Source organism: Sulfitobacter sp. 1A13679 (genome assembly GCF_043557115.1).
Classification (GTDB): Bacteria; Pseudomonadota; Alphaproteobacteria; order Rhodobacterales; family Rhodobacteraceae; genus Sulfitobacter; species Sulfitobacter faviae.
Genome location: NZ_JBIFFO010000011.1, coordinates 92,186 through 109,448 on the forward strand (window position 1 = coordinate 92,186; position 17,263 = coordinate 109,448).

A 17,263-nucleotide genomic window follows, 5' to 3' on the forward strand; every position below is an offset into this window, starting at 1 on the left:
GAAACGGGCAGGGGCGGCAATGGGGCAGGGGGGATATGGCACCGGACAGCGGCCCGGTGCCGAAGGGGCTTAATGGAAGGCGGATAAGATTGCTTTAAGATCAGGCTCATCCACGAGTTCCGATGCCTCCTGCGGGGTGAACCACGCGCGTTTGCGCATGCCCGCTTCGGGGTATTCCTCGCTCAGATCGCGGACGCGGGTGAGATAGACCTGTGTGGTCACGGGCACGGTCAGGCCTTCGCCGAGACCCTTGTCATAGTCGAAAATGCCCATCGGATCGGATTCGATATCCGCTTTGGTCACCCCGGCCTCTTCCCATGCTTCCTGCAAGGCGGCGCCGGCGCCGTCCAGCCCATCGATCGGCCAGCCCTTGGGCAAAATCCAGCGGCCCGTGTCGCGGCTGGTGATCAGCAGGACCTTTTTACCCGCCTCGGTGTCGCGGTAGCACAGGGCGGCAACCTGTACACGGCGGGGACGTTTAAAAATAGGAAGGACCATATCCTCCCATGCGCGTCTAAATACTTGTGTCATTACAGAACTATGCCTCGGTCGGGTGTTTTTCTTGTTATCCGCACATTATATAGTCTTCCCGAACGCAAATCAAACTGCGGCCCGCCGGATAGGTGGGCTTGGCAGTATGACAGGCTAGATATGAGGCATGATCGTTATGGCAACTGGCACGCAGGCGGACGGGGGCGCGGCACAGGGCGCAGGCGCCGATATCGGGGTATACGGTCTGGGCACCATGGGCTCGGCACTGGCGCTGAACTTGGCCGACAATGGATTTACCGTGGCGGTCAGCAACCGAGAGGCCGATTGGATCGCGCCATTCCTTGACGAGGCGGGGCCGCTGGCCGAGCGCCTGATCGGGACCGAGCAGCTTGAGGAGTTCGTCGCCGCCATCGCCCGCCCGCGCAGCATCCTTTTCATGATCCCCTCCGGCGCGCCGGTCGATGCGATGATCAAGGCGATCAAACCGCTACTGGATGAGGGCGACACTTTGATCGACGGCGGCAACGCCGATTTCCACGACACCCGCCGCCGCAGTGCCGAACTCGAAGGCACGGGGCTGCATTTCGTCGGCATGGGCGTGTCGGGTGGCGAGGCCGGGGCGCGCAATGGCCCGTCGATGATGGTCGGCGGCAGCGCGCATTCCTGGACCCGGTTCAAACCGATGGCCGAGAAGATTGCCGCGCAATTCGAGGGCACGCCTTGCGTGGCGCATCTCGGCCCCGACGGGGCGGGGCATTTTGTCAAAACGGTGCATAACGGCATCGAATATGCCGACATGCAGATGATCGCCGAAGTCTACGGCCTGCTACGCGATGCGGGCGGGCAGGGCGCGGTTGAGATTGGTAATCTCTTTGCCGACTGGCGCAAGGGGCCGCTGAACTCCTATCTGATCGAAGTCTCGGCCGCGGCGCTCTTGTCGGTCGACACCCAGACCGGAACGCCGATGGTCGATGTGATCCGCGATCAGGCCGGGCAAAAGGGCACCGGGCGCTGGACCTTGATCGAAGCGCTCAAGATGGGGCAATCGGCCAATACCATCGAAGCCGCCGTCGGCGCGCGTGGATGGTCGAGCGAGAAGTCTGTGCGCGAAATGGCCGAGCCGCTGTTGCCCGAAGGTGTGCAGGACGCGCCGCTGCCCGAGGTGGCGGATCTGGAAATGGCGCTTTTGGCAGGGCGGATCATTGGCCACGCGCAGGGCTTTCGCATCCTGTCGGCGGCATCGGAGGAGTTTGACTGGTCGCTCGACATGGCGCGTATTTCTGAGATTTGGCGCGCGGGCTGCATCATCCGCTCGGCGCTTTTGGACGAGTTTGCCGATGCCTTCCGGGGCGAATTGCCCGGTGGGCATCTGATCCTCGCCCCCGCGATGCGCAAACGCTTGGAAGAGAGCATTCCGGCGCTGCGCCGGGTGGTGGCGGCGGGCGCATTGCTCGGTGTCGCGCTGCCTGCGCTGTCGGCGGCGCTGGCGTGGTATGACAGCATGCGCCGGGCGCGTGGCACGGCGAATATGATCCAAGCGCAGCGGGATTTCTTTGGTGCGCATGGGTTTGAGCGGATCAGCGAAGAGGGGAAATTCCACGGGACGTGGACGCCTCTGCCGTAAGAGGGCTTATAGGTCCGGAATCAGCCTAAGGCGCCGGACCATCGCCTGCCCGCGGGGAGGCGAACTCGCCAAGGGCGGTGTCCTCTGGGTAACGCGCCCCTAGGCTGCACGATAAAGTGGTATGAACCGCCTGAAGCATCGCCACCCCGCGGGCAGGCGATGGTCCTCGTCACGCCTTAGCGAACGGGTCCACCGGATAGCTCACATGCGCCAGATATAACCCCTGCGGCGGGCAGACTGGCCCGCAGGCAGCCCGATCCTTCGCCGCAAGTGCTGCACCCATATCCGCCACGCTCCATGACCCCGCGCCGACCCGCTCCAGCGAGCCGACGAAGCTGCGCACCTGGTTGTGCAGGAAGGACCGCGCGCGCACGTCGAAATGATACTCCGTCCCGGCCATGGTCTCGACCTGCGAGACCTGTAACCGATCGAGCGTTTTCACCGGGCTTTCCGCCTGACAAACGGTCGAGCGGAAGGTGGTGAAATCATGCTTGCCCACCAAAAGATCCGCCGCTGCCTGCATGGCCGCGACATCTAGGCGGTGTTTGATCTGCCAGACCAGCCCCGCTTGATGCACCGCCGGGGCGCGGCGGCTGAGGATGCGGAAGTGGTAGCGCCGCTCAAGCGCCGAAAAGCGGGCGTGAAAATCCTCGGGCGCCAGCACGCAATCGGTGATCGCGATGGGCTGCGGCTTGAGGTGATAGTTCAGCGCCTCGCCGAGCCGGAAGGGCGACCAATCGCGGGCCATGTCGCAATGCGCAACCTGCGCCAGCCCATGCACCCCGGTATCGGTGCGCCCGGCGGCGGCGATGGTGTGGTCACCGGGTTCCAGCTTGGCCAAAGCGGCCTCGATCGCGCCTTGCACTGTGGGCTGGTCAACCTGACGCTGCCACCCGTTGAAGGGCGCGCCGTGGTATTCGATTTTCAGGGCATATCTGGGCATGACCGGGGCCTTAGCGCGGGCGGGCGCTTCTGGCAATCCCTGCCTGCCGACCCTATGTTGAGGCCAAAGAAAGAAGGACGGGCGCAGCTTTGGGTATCACAGGCATTGCCGACGGGATTTGGCGGCAGTTTGAGAATGTCACCGACACGGTGGGCGAGACGTTTTTCGAGCCGGTAATCCGGCTCGGGGTCACGGGGCTTGCGCGTTCGGGCAAGACGGTTTTCATCACCTCGCTGGTGGCCAACCTGCTGGACCGGGGGCGGATGCCGGGGCTGCTCGCGGCCTCTGAGGGGCGGATCGAGGCGGCGTTTCTGCAGCCCCAGCCCGACGATACCGTGCCCCGGTTCGAGTATGAGACCCACCTTGCCGCGCTGACCGGAAAGACGCCCCATTGGCCCGAAAGCACGCGGGCGATTTCGGAACTGCGGCTCTCGCTCAAGGTGCGGCCCAATGGGTTGCTGGCAGGTCTGCAAGGGCCGCGCACCTTGCATCTGGATATCGTGGATTACCCCGGCGAATGGCTGCTAGATCTGGCGCTGATGGATGTCACCTATGCCGAATGGTCGGCGCAAGTCATTGAACGCATCGCGTCGCGTGAAGAGGCGGCGGGCTACCGCGCGCTGGCCGCGCAGACCGATCCTCATGCGGAGTTGGAGGAAACTAGGGCCCGCAAGCTTGCCGACAGCTTTGCCGACTATCTGCAAACCGCCCGTGCTAATGGCTATTCCGACTGCACGCCGGGGCGGTTCCTGCTGCCCGGTGATCTCGCCGGATCGCCGGTGCTGACCTTTGCGCCGCTGCCGGGATCGGAAGGCGCGCCGCGCAAATCGCTGATCCGCGAAATGGCGCGGCGGTTCGAGGCCTATAAGAAACAGGTGGTGCAGCCCTTCTTCCGCGATCACTTTTCGCGGATCGATCGGCAAGTGGTGCTGGTTGACGCGCTTGGCGCGATCCACCAAGGGCCGCAGGCGGTCGAAGACCTGCGCGGCGCCATGGCCGATATTCTGGCCGCGTTCCGGCCGGGGACGAACAACTTTCTGACCACCCTCTTGCGGGGCAAACGGGTCGAGAAAATCCTCTTTGCCGCGACCAAGGCCGACCATCTGCACCACAGCCAGCATCCCCGGCTGAGCGGTATCATGCAGGCGCTGATCCGCGAGGCGCGGGACCGGGCGCAATATGCGGGTGCGGGCACGCGGGCCATGGCCATCGCCAGCCTGCGCGCCACGACCGAAGACGTGATGACCTATGGGGGAGAGCCGCTCGACGTGGTGCGCGGCACGCTTTTGAACGACGACGAGACGCGCGGGCGGCAGGCGGCATTCTACCCCGGTGAACTGCCCGAAGATCCGGCGCATCTGCTGACCCCCGCGCGGCAGGGCGCGCAGGAATGGCTGGGGGCGGATTATCAGATCATGCGCTTTGCCCCTGCGGTGTTGGACCTGCGCCCCGGCGATGGGCCGCCGCATATCCGGCTCGACCGTGCGGCGGAATTCCTGATTGGGGACCGGCTGTGAGTGCGGTTGTGACACGCCCCGCCACCCTGCGCCCGGCCCAGCCCCTCGACGCAGGCGCCGTGGGCGGCATCATGAGCGATTTCGCCCGAAACACAGCGTGGTTGCCGCGCATTCATACCGGTGCCGAGGATATCGCCCATGCGGATGCGATGATCGCCCGGGGCTGGGTCACGGTGGCCGAGCGGGAGGGCCGCGTGGCTGGTTTCGCGGCCTGCGAGGGCGGCGCGTTGGATGCGCTATTTGTGGCCCAATCGGCGCGGGGGCAGGGCATCGGCTCGGCCCTTTTGGGCGCGTTAAAGACACGGCATAAGTCGCTGACCTGCTGGACCTTTCAGGCCAATGCGCGGGCTATCGCCTTCTACCGCCAACACGGGTTTGCCGAGACCGCGCGCAGCGATGGCCGCGCCAATGACGAAGGGCTGCCCGATTTGACATTGCACTGGCAAAGGGAGGCCGCCTGATGGCCCGCGGACCGATCCTGTTCCACCTTGAAGAAGACACCAAGCCGCAGCCCTCGGTCGCCGATGCGCCCGCCGTGCCCGAGTTGGACGTCGAGGCTCCGCCGCCCAAGGGCCAAGCGATGCAGATCGCGGCCCGGCTCGCGGCGCGCAAACCGTCGCGCTTGGTGCGGCTGTTCTGGGCGCTGGCGGGGGCATTGGTCACCGCGCTGGTGTCGATCGCGGCTTGGACCTTCGTGACAGACCTGATGGCGCGCTACCCGCTGCTCGGCTGGGCGATGACGCTGCTGATCGGGGCGTTCCTGCTGGTCCTCTTGTTGCTATCGCTGCGCGAGATGGCGGCCTTTGGACGGCTGGCGCGGCTCGACGGGCTGCGCCATGATGCGGGCGAAGCGCTGGCGCAGGGGGATCTGACCGCCGCGCGCAGCGTCACGGACCGGCTTGAGGCGCTCTACAAGCATCGCGAGGATACCCGCTGGGGCCGCGACCGGCTGGCGGAGCTGCGGGGCGATCAATTCGATGCCGAAGCGCTTCTGGGGCTGGCCGAGAGTGAGGTTCTGGCCCCGCTGGACCGTGCCGCCACCCGCGAGGTCGAGGCCGCCGCCCGGCAGGTCGCCGCCGTGACCGCGCTGGTGCCTCTGGCGCTGGCCGATGTCGCCGCGGCCCTTAGCAGCAACTTGCGCATGATCCGACGCATCGCCGAAATCTACGGCGGGCGCTCGGGCTTTTTCGGCTCATGGCGGCTGACCCGCGCGGTGCTGTCGCATTTGGTGGCGACGGGGGCCGTGGCCGTGGGGGATGATCTGATCGAGCCGCTCTTGGGCGGGTCCATCGTCGCCAAGCTGAGCCGCCGTTTCGGCGAGGGGCTGGTGAACGGTGCGCTGACCGCCCGCGTTGGCGTGGCCGCCATCGAGGTCTGCCGCCCGTTGCCCTTTGCCCGCGAAAAACGCCCCGGCGTGCGGGGCATCATCAAAAGCGCGCTGACCGGGGTGCTGGGCGAGGGTTAACCGATCAGGCCGCCTCGACCGCCTCGCGCACCGCGCGCAGCGGGTGCTGGATCAGGCCGGGCCAAGACGAGGCCTGCAACCCGGGGGCATAGCCCCACCGCGCGGCCTCAGCCGCCTGTGCCTTCGTCATCTGCGTGGCCCCGGCGTAGGTCTGGTTTCCATCCGCGATGCCTTCGGGCAATGCCGCCTCTGGCAAGTCGACGAAACGCGCGATCCGGCGCAGGGCGCGGGGGGCGTCGGCGACGATATCCTCGTAGCGCAGAACCATCACCGCATGCAGATAGGGCAGGTCATCCAGCATCTGCGCCTGCGCCGCGATCCAATGATCGATCAACGCCTGCGCCGGCGCATCTACCCATGACGCGACCGAGGCGGCGACGGCCTCGGGGTGGCGCAGGACGACGATGAATTGCGACATCGGAAAAAGTTGCTGCATCAGCCGCATGCGGGTCAGGTTCACCGGCGACTTCTCAACCCGCCAGTGCAGGTCCGGGGCAAACCACGGCGCCCAATCCTGCGCCAGCCGGGTCTTCGTCTCCAAACTGTTGAGCGGATGCGCCTCGGTCAGATGTTCCTCGGGGTTGGTCGCGAAATGCATGGGCCGCCCGGATTGCGCCGTATGGGGGATGGCCCCTTGCAGGTAGACCCCCTCATTCTCGGGCGCCGACGATCCGGTGATGCCGCCCGCGCCGGGGAGGGCATTGGCCAAGCGATTGACCAGCGACGTGCCAGAGCGGTGCAGCCCGCCGATGAACAGGTAGCGCGGGGGGATTTCTGAGGGCATCACGACGGCTCTGATTGGGGGAGAGAGAGGCGGGGTTCAATGGCAGGCAGCTAGGACGTCCAACCGCGCTGTCCAGCGATGTATGCATTAACATTTGTTATCGGAACGGATGGGCTGTGAGGGGGGTCACCCCTCCATAAGGAGACCCATTCATGTTCATTTGTCACATTGCCCTCGGGGGCTGCCTCACGGCGCCGTCTGTCAACTATGGCGTGACCGAAGATACCGGCGGTCACATCGCCTATATCTTGGGGGCGACCCGCGCGCAGGCGGCGCGGGGCGATGTGGATGCGGTGCAGATCGTGACCCGTGCTTTCGATGAACCAAGCCTTGGGGCCGTGCATGCCCAGACCGATCAGCAAGTCAGCCGCAGCCTGTCGATCCGGCGGCTTTGGACGGCGGAGCGGGGGTATCTGAGCAAGGAAAACCTCGCCGCGGAAATCCCCGCATTGGTCGAGGCGTTCCTTGAGGACTTGGCGCAGGCCAAACGGCTGCCGGATGTGATCCACGCGCATTTCGCCGATGCGGCGCAATTGGCGCTGGCAGCGCGTGCTCGGTTCGGCATTCCGGTGATCTATACCCCCCATTCGCTGGCTTTGAGCAAGTCAGGGGCTAAGGTGGATGCCCCGCGCGTGGCGGCGGAGCGCCGCGCGCTGTTGGAGGCCGATGCGGTGGTGCTCTCTTCGCGCGATGAGGCCGAGGTGCAGGTCGCGGCCTATGGGGCGGATGCGCAGGCGCGGGTGCACCGGGTCTCTCCGGGCGTATCGCTGCGCCGCCCGGCTGAGGCGGGGGCGGGCCGTGCCCTCTTGGCCGATCAGCTGAGCGACCCTGACCGCCCGACGCTGCTCGCCGTGGCACGCCCCGTGGCCCGCAAGAACCTTGCGACCTTGGCGCGGGTCTATGCGCAAAGCCCCGCTTTGCAGGCGCGGGCGAACCTTGTGATCCTCGCCGGCCAGCATGGCGATGCGCTACAGGCGAATGCAGAAGCCCGCGCGGAGCTGATCCGCCTGCGGGAGACGTTGGAGGGGCCGGAACTGCGCGGCAAAGTGGCGCTGCCGCCGAGCCATACGCAGGGCGATGTGGCGGCCCTCTACGACCGCGCGGCGCAGACCGGTGGGGTTTTTGTTAACCTCGCACTGCATGAGCCCTTTGGCCTGACCATGTTGGAGGCGGCATCGCATGGCCTGCCGGTGGTGGCCACGCGCGAAGGCGGGCCCGCCGATATCGTGGCGGACCTTGGCCATGGTCTCTGCGTGCCGCCGCGTGACATGGATGCGATTGAAGCGGCGCTGTTGAAGCTGTTGGACGATCGCGCATTCTGGGCCGAGGCATCTGAGGCCGGGCGCGCCCATGTCGGGCGCTACGACTGGTCGAAATGGGCCGAGGACGTGCAGCACATCTGCGAAGATATCCGCCACGCCGCGCCGGTGACGATGCCCGCGCCGGTCCTGCTGGCCAGCGATATCGACAACACGCTGACGGGCTGCGCGCCATCCGCTGCCCTGTTCAACGCATGGATCGCCCGCGACCGCCCGCTTTTTGCCGTGGCCACGGGGCGAAGCCTGCCGGAAGCTCGCCGCATCCTGCGCGATTGGAACCTGCCCAGGCCGCGCGTCTTCATCACCTCTGTCGGCACCGAGGTCTATCTGCCCGATGCCGAAGGGCGGCTGTGTCTGGATGAGCGTTTCGCCCAAAAGCTTGACGCCGGATGGGACCGGGCCGGGGTGGAGCGGGCGCTGAAGGAGTTCGGCTTTAACTGGCAAGCGCCGGTTGAGCAGCGGCGGTGGAAGCTCAGCGGTTTCGGCGACATGCGCACCGCGCGCCGGTTGGAGCGGCATCTGGCCCGACGCGGTGCTGCGGCGCAGATCGTGGCCTCGCATGGGCGGCTGATCGATGTTCTACCCTTGGCGGCGGGCAAGGGGCCTGCGGTCTGCGCCGCGGCGCGGCGGTTGGGAATGCCGATGGACCGGGTCGTGGTGGCCGGGGACAGTGGCAATGATTTCGACATGTTGCAGGCGGTGGAGGATGGTCCGGGCCGGGGCATCTTGGTCGGCAATGCGATGGACGGGCTGCGCGAACGCCTAAGCGGCAGACGGCTTTACCACGCCCGCGCGGCCCATGCGGCTGGGGTCTTGGAGGGGCTGGAAACCTTCGGCTTCGCCCTCAACGCGATGGAGCCGCCGGTGAAGATGGTGGCGCAATGACGCGGCCCATCGGTTACTTCGTCCATCATCAGGGCCGCGGCCATGCGGAGCGCTGCGCGGCGGTCGTCAACGCGCTGCCTGAGAGCCAGCCGGTGACCGTCTTCTGCGCGAAACCGGACATTTTCCCCGCCTTCATCCGGGCGGTGGAAGTCATCACCCTGCCATCGCTTTTCGAGGCGACCGGGGCCGAGGACATCAATGACACCACCAACGCGCCGGATACGGTGCATTGCGCACCGCTTGGCTGGCCCGGCATCCGGCAGGCCATGGCGCAACTGGCCGCTTGGTTCGCCAGCACCAATCCGGTGTTGATGATCAGTGATGTCTCGGCAGAGGTGGCGCAGCTTGCGCGGATCTGTTCGGTGCCGCATGTGAAGGTGCTGCAACACGGTCAGCGCGGCGATCCGGGGCATCAGGCGGCCTATGACGGGGCGGTCGGGTTGCTTTGTCCCGCCGCGAAAGCACTGGCGCAGCCGGATTGGCCGGCGCGGCATATGGCCAAGACGCATTTCGCCGGGGGCTTGGGCGTCGATGTAAAACGCCCCGATCCGGCGCGGCGCGCGATGTTGCGCGAAAGGCTTGGTGTCGGGCCAGAGCAGCGCATGGTGCTGGTCATGTCGGGCGGGGGCGGCACGGGTTTCGCCTCCGCCCCCTTCGGCATCGCGGCGCGGGCGATGCCCGACACGGCTTTCATCACCATCGGGCGCATGGCGCGCGATTGGCATGCCACCGAGCCTGCCAACCTGCGCCATCACGGCTGGGTCGATAACGCGGCGGATTATCTGGCGGCGGCGGATATGATCGTGGCCTCGACCGGGAACACCACCTGCCACCAGATCCTAGCGGCAGAGACCCCGTGGCTCGCCGTGCCGGAGTGGCGCTATTTCGACGAACAGGTCGAAAAGGCCGAGGCGCTAGCGCGGGCGGGGGCGGCGCATCACCTGCCGCATTTCCCGTCTTCCGTCGCGGCATGGCGCCGCGCGATTCAAGACACCTTCGATGCCCATGACCCCGCCCTGCAACGTGCCTTGGTCAACGAAGATGCCGCCGCCGAGACGGCCAATTGGCTGATCGGCCTCACCGATCAGTTGCTATCTGAAACACCCAGAATTACCGGAGACTTACATGACGTCGTTCACCCCATCCGTGCCTGAAAATACCACAGTTAGCGCGCTGACGCTCGCGCGGGGGCGGGCGGCGCATCTGCGCAATGTGATCCTTGGCCTGACCCGTCAGACCCGCCAGCCGGATGAGCTTGTGATCGGGGTCATGCAGGACAGGCTTTACGACGACCTGCCGCAGACCGATTTCCCGATCCGGCAGGTGCAGGTGACGGGTAGCGAACTGCCGCTGTCACGCGCGCGCAATACCGTCGCGGCAGAGGCCAGGGGCGATTGTTTGGTCTTCCTCGACGTCGATTGCATCCCCGCGCCGGAGCTAATCGCCGACTATATGGGCTATGCGGTGCCGGGCAACGGGCTGATCATGGGCGAGGTCAACTACCTCCCCGCCGGAACCGCCACCGAAGGTTGGAGCTATCCCAAACTGGAGGCCGTTGCCGTGCGCCATTCCGACCGTCAGGGGCCGCCCGCCGAGGGGCTGAAACGCTGCAACGATTACCGCTGCTTCTGGTCGCTGAACTTTGCGATCCACCGCGAAGATTGGGACCGCTCCGGCGGGTTTGACGAGCGTTTCACCGGCTACGGAGGTGAGGATACCGACTTTGGCCGTGAGTTGGACGAACGCGGCGTGCCGATCCACTGGGCGAAGGGCGCGAAGGTCTTTCACCAGCATCACCCGCATTGCATGCCGCCGATCCACCACATCCCCTCGATCCTGCGCAATACCGAGATTTTCGCCGACAAATGGGGGCACCGTACCATGAACCATTGGCTCACCGCCTTTCGCCTCATGGGGCTGGTGGGGAGCGACGGAGACGCGCTGGTGCAGCTGCGCGAGCCGGATGCGGATGACTTCGCGCTTTGCGAGCAGCAGTCGGACCAGCCTTACGCCAATACCGCGCGGGTGCTGCGCTATCTGCGCGGCGAAGAGCGGATCGCGGCGGAATGACCCTGCGCATCGCCATCGTCGGCCATATTCGCCACCCCATCGCCGCCCCCTTCAAGGGCGGGATGGAGGCGTTTACCCACGGTCTTGCCCGGATCTTGGCCGAGCGCGGGCATGAGGTGACCCTATTGGCCAGCGAAGACAGCGCGGCGAGCCTGCCGCCGGGGGTGAAGCTGCTGCCGATCTGTGACGCGCATTACGACGCGCGTTTTCCATGGCATGACTTTCACGGCACCGACGCGCTGAACGACCATCTCGACGCCTGCTATGCCCGCGCCGCGCGGCTCTTGCTGGAAGGCGGCTTTGACGTGGTGCACAACAACGCGCTGCACCGCTTCCTGCCGCGCCTGTCGCGGGCGGAACGGCTGCCGATGGTGACCTCGCTGCACATCCCGCCCTTCAAAGTGTTGCGCAGTGCGCTGATGGATGGGGCGGCGCCTTGGCATCTGTCCTCCGTCGTCTCGGCCCGGCAGCGCGGCATCTGGTGGCCCGAGGGCGCGCCCGACACGGCGCATGTGGTGCACAACGGGATCGACCTTGACGAATGGCCGCAAGTCGGGCCGGGGGATGGCAGCGCCGTTTGGGCGGGGCGGATCACCCCGACCAAGGGCACCCATCTGGCGGCAGAGGCGGCGCAGATCGCAGGGGTGCCCCTGCGCATCTACGGGGTGGTCGAGCATCGGGATTACTTTAACGATATGGTAAGACCGCATCTTTATGGCGATGTGGCCTATGTCGGGCATCTGGAAACGGCGGCGCTTGGGGCGGCCTATGGGCGGGCCTCGGTGGCGCTCTTCACCCCACAGTGGGAGGAACCCTTTGGCCTCGCCGCGGTGGAAGCGATGGCGACGGGCCTGCCTGTTGCCGCGACCCCGCATGGCGCAGTTGAGGAGGTGCTTGGCGAGGCAGGTGTCATCACGGCGGAAGATAGCGCAGTTGCCTTGGCGCAGGCCTTGCTACAGGCGCGCGATATCCCCGCCGAGGTGCCCCGCGCCCGTGTGGCACGGCTTTTTGATGCGCAGGCGATGGTGACGAAGTTCGAACGGCTCTATCACGCGGTCCGGGCGCAGAGGGATGTCGCGCTGCCGTGTAAAACCTATCCGGCGATTGCTTTGCAGGTGGAAGGTGCGCCCCAGCCTCTGGCAGAGGCGGGCTAAAGCGCCGCTTCGGCTTGGGGCATATAGAGGTAGGCAGGCTCGAACTGGCCCACTTTATGCAGCCCCGCGCGGTCGTGGATCAGCAGTTTGCCGCCCGTCACGGCGCAGCAGCCATGTTCGCGCAGCTCACGCAGGGTGCGGCTGACATGGACCGAGGTGAGGCCGGTGGCATCGGCGATATCAGTCTGGCGCAGGCTGAAGGGCAGGCTCTGACGCTCCATCCCATACGCAGCGGTCATGCGGGCATCGAATTCGCTCAGGAAATTCGCCACCCGGGCCAGCGCACGCATGGCGCTGTTGCGCATCACCCAATGGCGGTGGATGGAGGCATCGACCAAGGTCATCAGCCAGAGCTTCCGGGCCATCTCGACATCGCCATTGAGCAACTCGCGCAGCGGCTCATGCGAGATGATGGCGACATGGGTATCGGTCAGCGAGATCACATCATGGTCGAGTTGCTTCAGCGGGAAGGCGTGCAGATCGACAAACTCACCGGGGAATTGGAGGGCGACGAAGGTGCTGCGGGCACGCTGTCCGCGCGGCACGCTGCGGGCGATCAACCCATCGAGCAGCAACAGGCTGTGATCCAGAAAATCCCCCCTGCGACTGATCACGGTTCCGGGCGTGAAACGCTCGTGCTGGGTCATCAGCGGGGCAAGCTTGGCCCATTGCGCGCCGCTTAGATGGTCGACCATGCCCGACGGTTTTACGGCCATATCGTGATAAAAGGTGTCTTTGATGGTCACACGTAGGTCTTTCTGCCCATTAGAATTGTCGCGGTTCCCCCTAAACGGAGTCCGCGGTAATAAAGCTTTGTCGAATACCTTATGATGCTGTTTTCGCCGAAAAATTCAAGCGAAGGCCGGGGATCATAAAAAATGTTAAGTCCGGCGGGCGGCTTGTTCGGTGTGATTCCGACATGGATTCTGGCGCGTCTTCCGGGGCTTGTCGGGGCAGGGGGGGCTGTTTATAAGCGGGTTCATGACACGCCTCACCGCGATCATTATTCGAATTATATTCCCGGCGCTCTAAGCAATTGAGACGCCGGGCCGAGGTGCTTGAGCCATTCGCACCGACCGAGATTGAATAACCCCCCAAATGCCTAAAGGACGCCCCCCATGTGCGCCGAGACCCCCGACTACAAAGCCACGCTGAACCTGCCCAAAACCGATTTCCCGATGCGCGCCGGACTGCCCAAGCGCGAGCCCGGCTGGCTGGAACGCTGGGAGAAGATCGGCGTCTATGACCGCCTGCGCGAGAAAGAGGGGCGGGAGCCTTTCACCCTGCATGACGGCCCGCCTTATGCCAACGGTAACCTGCACATCGGTCACGCGCTGAACAAGACTATCAAGGACATGATCGTGCGCTCCCACCAGATGATGGGCTATGACGCGCGCTACATCCCCGGTTGGGACTGCCACGGCCTGCCGATCGAGTGGAAGATCGAAGAGCAGTACCGCAAGAAGGGCCGCGACAAGGATCAGGTGCCGATCAACGAATTCCGCGCTGAATGCCGCGACTTCGCCGCCAAATGGGTCGACGTGCAGCGCGAGGAGTTCAAACGCCTTGGCATCACCGGCAATTGGGGAAATCCCTATCTGACCATGGATTTCCACGCCGAGCGGGTGATCGCCGAGGAATTCATGAAGTTCCTGATGAACGGCACGCTCTACCAAGGCTCCAAGCCCGTGATGTGGTCGCCGGTCGAGAAGACCGCGCTGGCCGAGGCCGAGGTCGAGTATCATGACAAGGAAAGCTTCACCGTCTGGGTCAAGTTCAACGTCGTGGGCACCGACAGCGAGTTGGATGGCGCCAAGGTGGTGATCTGGACCACCACGCCTTGGACCATGCCCTCGAACAAGGCCGTGGTCTACGGCGAGGGCATCTCCTACGGCCTTTACGAGGTTACCGTCACGCCCGAGGAATGCTGGGCCAATGTGGGCGACCGTTACCTCTTGGCCGACGATCTGGCCGCCGACGTGCTGGGCCGGGCGCGGCTGGAAGATGGCATGTGGCGCCGGGTGCGCGGCGTGAGCAATGATGAGTTGGCCAAGATTTCGCTTCAGCACCCGCTGGCCGGGGCCGAAGGGGCAAACGGCGAATGGGACGATCTGCGCGATTTCCGTGCCGCCGATTTCGTGACCTCGGACGAGGGCACGGGCTTTGTGCATTGCGCGCCCTCGCACGGTCTGGAGGAATATGAGCTCTACCGTGATCTCGGCATGCTGCCGCAGGTCATCACCTACAACGTCATGGAAGATGGCCGTTTCCGCGACGATCTGCCGTTCTTCGGTGGCAAGGCGATCCTCAAGCCGAACGGCAAGGAGGGCAACGCCAACAGCGCCATCATCGACAAGCTCGTGGAGGTCGGCGGCCTGTTGGCGCGCGGCAAGATCAAGCACAGCTATCCGCACAGCTGGCGCTCTAAAGCGCCGGTGATCTACCGCAACACGCCGCAGTGGTTCGCCGCCATCGACAAGGAGGTGGGCGACGGTCTGGACCAGAACGGCAAGACCATCCGCGAGCGTGCGCTGACCTGCATCGACAAGGTCAACTGGGTGCCGAAATCCGGCCGCAACCGGCTCTATTCGATGATGGAGGCGCGGCCCGACTGGGTGCTGAGCCGCCAACGCGCCTGGGGCGTGCCGCTGACCTGTTTCGTGCGCAAGGGCGTCGCGCCCACGGACGAGAACTTCCTGCTGCGCAACGAAGAGGTGAACCAGCGCATCGTCGAGGCTTTCGAGGCCGAGGGCGCGGATGCGTGGTATGCCGAGGGCGCAAAGGAGCGGTTCCTCGAAGGTATCGTCGACCCGACGAAGTTCGATCAGGTAACCGACATTCTCGACGTCTGGTTCGACAGCGGCTCGACCCATGCCTTCACCCTGCGCGACCGCGAGGACGGGACTGAGGACGGCATTGCGGACGTCTACATGGAGGGCACCGACCAGCACCGTGGCTGGTTCCATTCCTCGCTTCTGCAATCCGTGGGCACCACCGGCCGCGCGCCCTACCGCAATGTTGTGACCCATGGTTTCACGCTGGACGCCAAGGGCATGAAAATGTCCAAGTCCATCGGCAACACCATCGTGCCCGAAAAGATCGTGCAGCAGTATGGCGCCGATATCCTGCGGCTCTGGGTGGCGCAGACCGATTACACCGCCGACCAGCGCATCGGGGACGAGATCCTGAAAGGCGTGGCCGACAGCTATCGCCGCTTGCGCAACACCATGCGCTACATGCTGGGCGCGCTGAGTGACTTCTCCGAGGCGGACCGCGTGGACCCGGCGGAGATGCCGGAACTTGAGCAGTGGGTGCTGCACCGGGTGGCGGAACTCGACAAGGTGGTGCGCGACGGTTTTGCGCGTTTCGACTTCCAAGGCGTGTTCCAAGCGGTCTTCACCTTTGCCACCGTCGATCTTTCGGCCTTCTACTTCGACATCCGCAAAGACGCGCTTTACTGCGATGGCGACACCCTGCGCCGCCGCGCGGCGCGGACGGTGCTGGATATCCTCTTCCACCGTCTGACCACATGGCTGGCCCCGGTGCTGGTCTTCACCATGGAAGAAGTCTGGCTGGAGCGCTTCCCGGGCGACGACTCCTCGGTGCATCTGGTCGACATGCCCGAGACGCCCGAAGCATGGTTGAACCCGGAACTGGCGGCGAAATGGGCCAAGGTCCGCGCCGCGCGCCGGGTGGTGACCGCAGCGCTCGAAGTGCAGCGGACCGAGAAGGTCATCGGCGCCTCGCTCGAGGCGGCCCCCGTGGTACATGTCGACGACGCGGCGCAGCGGGAGGCGCTGGAGAGCGTGTCCTTCGAGGATGTCAGCATCACCTCCGACATCACCGTGACGGGCGATCCGGCACCTGCCGAGGCTTTCCGCATGCCGGAGACCGACGGCGTGGCCGTGGTGTTTGAAAAGGCCGAGGGCGCGAAATGCGAGCGCTGCTGGAAGGTGCTGCCGGATGTCGGCACGCATGAATATCCCGGCGTCTGCGGGCGCTGTGATGAGGCGGTTCGTGAGGCATTGGCGGAGGAAACAGCATGAAAACTATTAGTGAGGCTTTCGAAACTGCACAGGGGGCGCTGGCAGCATTGAAAGCAGCAGTAAGAACTGTTCTCGAAAATGGCCCTGAAGAAGGACTGAGAAACGTGGATGTCGGAAAATGTTTGGGCATCTATTGCGGACATGTTGAACATGTAGGACACATTTCTAGAACGGTCCTTGCAATGCTTGAAAGTGACGGCGTTGCAGAACAGTTCGGGCCAGAGAAACGTTGGCGGCTAGTCCGCCACGTTCAGTAAGAGGGCTGTGGGTGTCGGGGTAACCGGCGCCCGTTTCTTTTTGCGCAATCCTGGTCAAGCGTCCCGCCCGTGGGAACCACGGGCATCGCCCTCCCTCCCCCCGGAGGGCGATTTTGCAGCGTTTGCGCGCTTTGCTTGGTCAGCGTCTCACGCGCCTATCTGCACGCCAGATAGGTCGTATCGCCCCCCAGGGAGGGCGATGCCCTCAGCGCTCTTTCGCAGGCGTGAATTCTGGCGCAGAGTAGGGCGATGAAACAGGCCTCTCTCTCCACGCCCTTCGGCGATCTAATCGTCACTGAAGAAGACGGCGCCATCACGGCGCTCGGCTGGGGGCAGGCGGCGGGGCGAGACCGCTCGGTGCTGCTCGACACCGCACTGCGCCAACTTAACGAATACGCCACAGGCCAACGTCAGCACTTTGACCTGCCGCTGCGCGTCACCGGCAGCGATTTCCAGCGCGCGGTCTGCGCCGCCATCGCGGCCATTCCCTTCGGCCACACCCGCACCTACGGCGAGATCGCCCGTGACCTCGGCGTGCCAGCGCAGGCCGTGGGTGGGGCCTGCGGCGGCAATCCGATCCCGATCCTCATCCCCTGCCACCGCGTCATGGGCGCCAAGGGGCTCACCGGTTTCAGCGGCGCAGGCGGGGTCGAGACCAAGGTCGCCCTGCTGCGGCATGAAGGCGCGGCGGGGCTGTTGATTTGAGG

At 65.1% G+C, this 17,263-nt stretch carries 15 protein-coding genes; 11 read left to right on the forward strand and 4 right to left on the reverse strand.

Features of this window, described 5'->3' with window-relative positions:
* Positions 1-69: 69 nt before the first annotated feature.
* Complete coding sequence (locus tag ACGYLA_RS10620; RefSeq protein ID WP_231886276.1) at positions 70-498, reverse strand: NUDIX hydrolase; 429 nt, start codon at positions 496-498, stop codon at positions 70-72.
* Between the two features lie 169 nt (positions 499-667).
* Here ACGYLA_RS10620 and gndA point away from each other — a divergent pair, with 169 nt between their 5' ends.
* Positions 668-2,116: an NADP-dependent phosphogluconate dehydrogenase gene (gndA, locus tag ACGYLA_RS10625; RefSeq protein ID WP_394432333.1), complete on the forward strand. Its 1,449-nt coding sequence runs from the start codon at positions 668-670 to the stop codon at positions 2,114-2,116.
* Between the two features lie 169 nt (positions 2,117-2,285).
* On the opposite strand, the gene truA is transcribed toward gndA, so the two are convergent.
* Positions 2,286-3,059 carry a tRNA pseudouridine(38-40) synthase TruA gene (gene truA / locus ACGYLA_RS10630; protein WP_322329316.1) on the reverse strand — a complete coding sequence of 258 codons (774 nt, stop codon included), beginning with the start codon at positions 3,057-3,059 and terminating at the stop codon, positions 2,286-2,288.
* An 89-nt stretch (positions 3,060-3,148) separates the two neighbouring features.
* Here truA and ACGYLA_RS10635 point away from each other — a divergent pair, with 89 nt between their 5' ends.
* Genes ACGYLA_RS10635 through ACGYLA_RS10645 form a run of 3 tightly spaced genes read left to right on the forward strand, consistent with a single transcriptional unit; the run spans position 3,149 to position 6,041 of the window.
* Entirely contained in the window at positions 3,149-4,576 is a 1,428-nt protein-coding gene (locus ACGYLA_RS10635; protein WP_394432287.1) for a YcjX family protein, read from the forward strand.
* Between the two features lie 8 nt (positions 4,577-4,584).
* Entirely contained in the window at positions 4,585-5,037 is a 453-nt protein-coding gene (locus ACGYLA_RS10640) for a GNAT family N-acetyltransferase (protein WP_394432289.1), read from the forward strand.
* Positions 5,037-6,041 carry a YcjF family protein gene (locus ACGYLA_RS10645; protein WP_394432291.1) on the forward strand — a complete coding sequence of 335 codons (1,005 nt, stop codon included), beginning with the start codon at positions 5,037-5,039 and terminating at the stop codon, positions 6,039-6,041. The genes ACGYLA_RS10640 and ACGYLA_RS10645 overlap by 1 nt, the downstream gene beginning before the upstream one ends.
* Positions 6,042-6,045: 4 nt before the next feature.
* Here ACGYLA_RS10645 and ACGYLA_RS10650 read toward each other — a convergent pair whose 3' ends face one another.
* Positions 6,046-6,825, reverse strand: a complete 780-nt coding sequence (locus ACGYLA_RS10650; protein WP_394432293.1) for a sulfotransferase family protein — start codon at positions 6,823-6,825, stop codon at positions 6,046-6,048.
* A 152-nt stretch (positions 6,826-6,977) separates the two neighbouring features.
* On the opposite strand from ACGYLA_RS10650, the gene ACGYLA_RS10655 reads away from it, so the two are divergent.
* Genes ACGYLA_RS10655 through ACGYLA_RS10670 form a run of 4 tightly spaced genes read left to right on the forward strand, consistent with a single transcriptional unit; the run spans position 6,978 to position 12,253 of the window.
* The gene (locus ACGYLA_RS10655) at positions 6,978-9,029 is read left to right on the forward strand and encodes an HAD-IIB family hydrolase (protein WP_394432295.1); all 2,052 of its coding nucleotides are present in this window, start codon (positions 6,978-6,980) and stop codon (positions 9,027-9,029) included.
* Positions 9,026-10,183 (forward strand): glycosyltransferase, encoded by a 1,158-nt coding sequence (locus tag ACGYLA_RS10660; protein WP_394432297.1) that lies wholly within the window; start codon positions 9,026-9,028, stop codon positions 10,181-10,183. The genes ACGYLA_RS10655 and ACGYLA_RS10660 overlap by 4 nt, the downstream gene beginning before the upstream one ends.
* Positions 10,155-11,099, forward strand: coding sequence for a glycosyltransferase family 2 protein (locus ACGYLA_RS10665; protein ID WP_394432299.1), 945 nt, complete (start codon positions 10,155-10,157; stop codon positions 11,097-11,099). The genes ACGYLA_RS10660 and ACGYLA_RS10665 overlap by 29 nt, the downstream gene beginning before the upstream one ends.
* On the forward strand, positions 11,096-12,253 hold the full coding sequence (locus ACGYLA_RS10670) for a glycosyltransferase (protein ID WP_394432301.1): 1,158 nt from the start codon (positions 11,096-11,098) through the stop codon (positions 12,251-12,253). Before ACGYLA_RS10665 ends, ACGYLA_RS10670 begins: the two co-directional genes overlap by 4 nt.
* Here ACGYLA_RS10670 and ACGYLA_RS10675 read toward each other — a convergent pair.
* Entirely contained in the window at positions 12,250-12,999 is a 750-nt protein-coding gene (locus tag ACGYLA_RS10675) for a Crp/Fnr family transcriptional regulator (protein WP_394432303.1), read from the reverse strand. The two genes, ACGYLA_RS10670 and ACGYLA_RS10675, sit on opposite strands and share 4 nt — an antisense overlap.
* A gap of 372 nt (positions 13,000-13,371) precedes the next feature.
* Here ACGYLA_RS10675 and ileS point away from each other — a divergent pair, with 372 nt between their 5' ends.
* From ileS to ACGYLA_RS10690, 3 genes are all read left to right on the forward strand, one after another.
* On the forward strand, positions 13,372-16,299 hold the full coding sequence (gene ileS / locus ACGYLA_RS10680; protein ID WP_394432305.1) for an isoleucine--tRNA ligase: 2,928 nt from the start codon (positions 13,372-13,374) through the stop codon (positions 16,297-16,299).
* Entirely contained in the window at positions 16,296-16,556 is a 261-nt protein-coding gene (locus tag ACGYLA_RS10685; protein WP_394432307.1) for a hypothetical protein, read from the forward strand. Before ileS ends, ACGYLA_RS10685 begins: the two co-directional genes overlap by 4 nt.
* Positions 16,557-16,805: 249 nt before the next feature.
* Positions 16,806-17,261 carry a methylated-DNA--[protein]-cysteine S-methyltransferase gene (locus ACGYLA_RS10690; RefSeq protein ID WP_394432309.1) on the forward strand — a complete coding sequence of 152 codons (456 nt, stop codon included), beginning with the start codon at positions 16,806-16,808 and terminating at the stop codon, positions 17,259-17,261.
* Positions 17,262-17,263 lie beyond the last annotated feature (2 nt).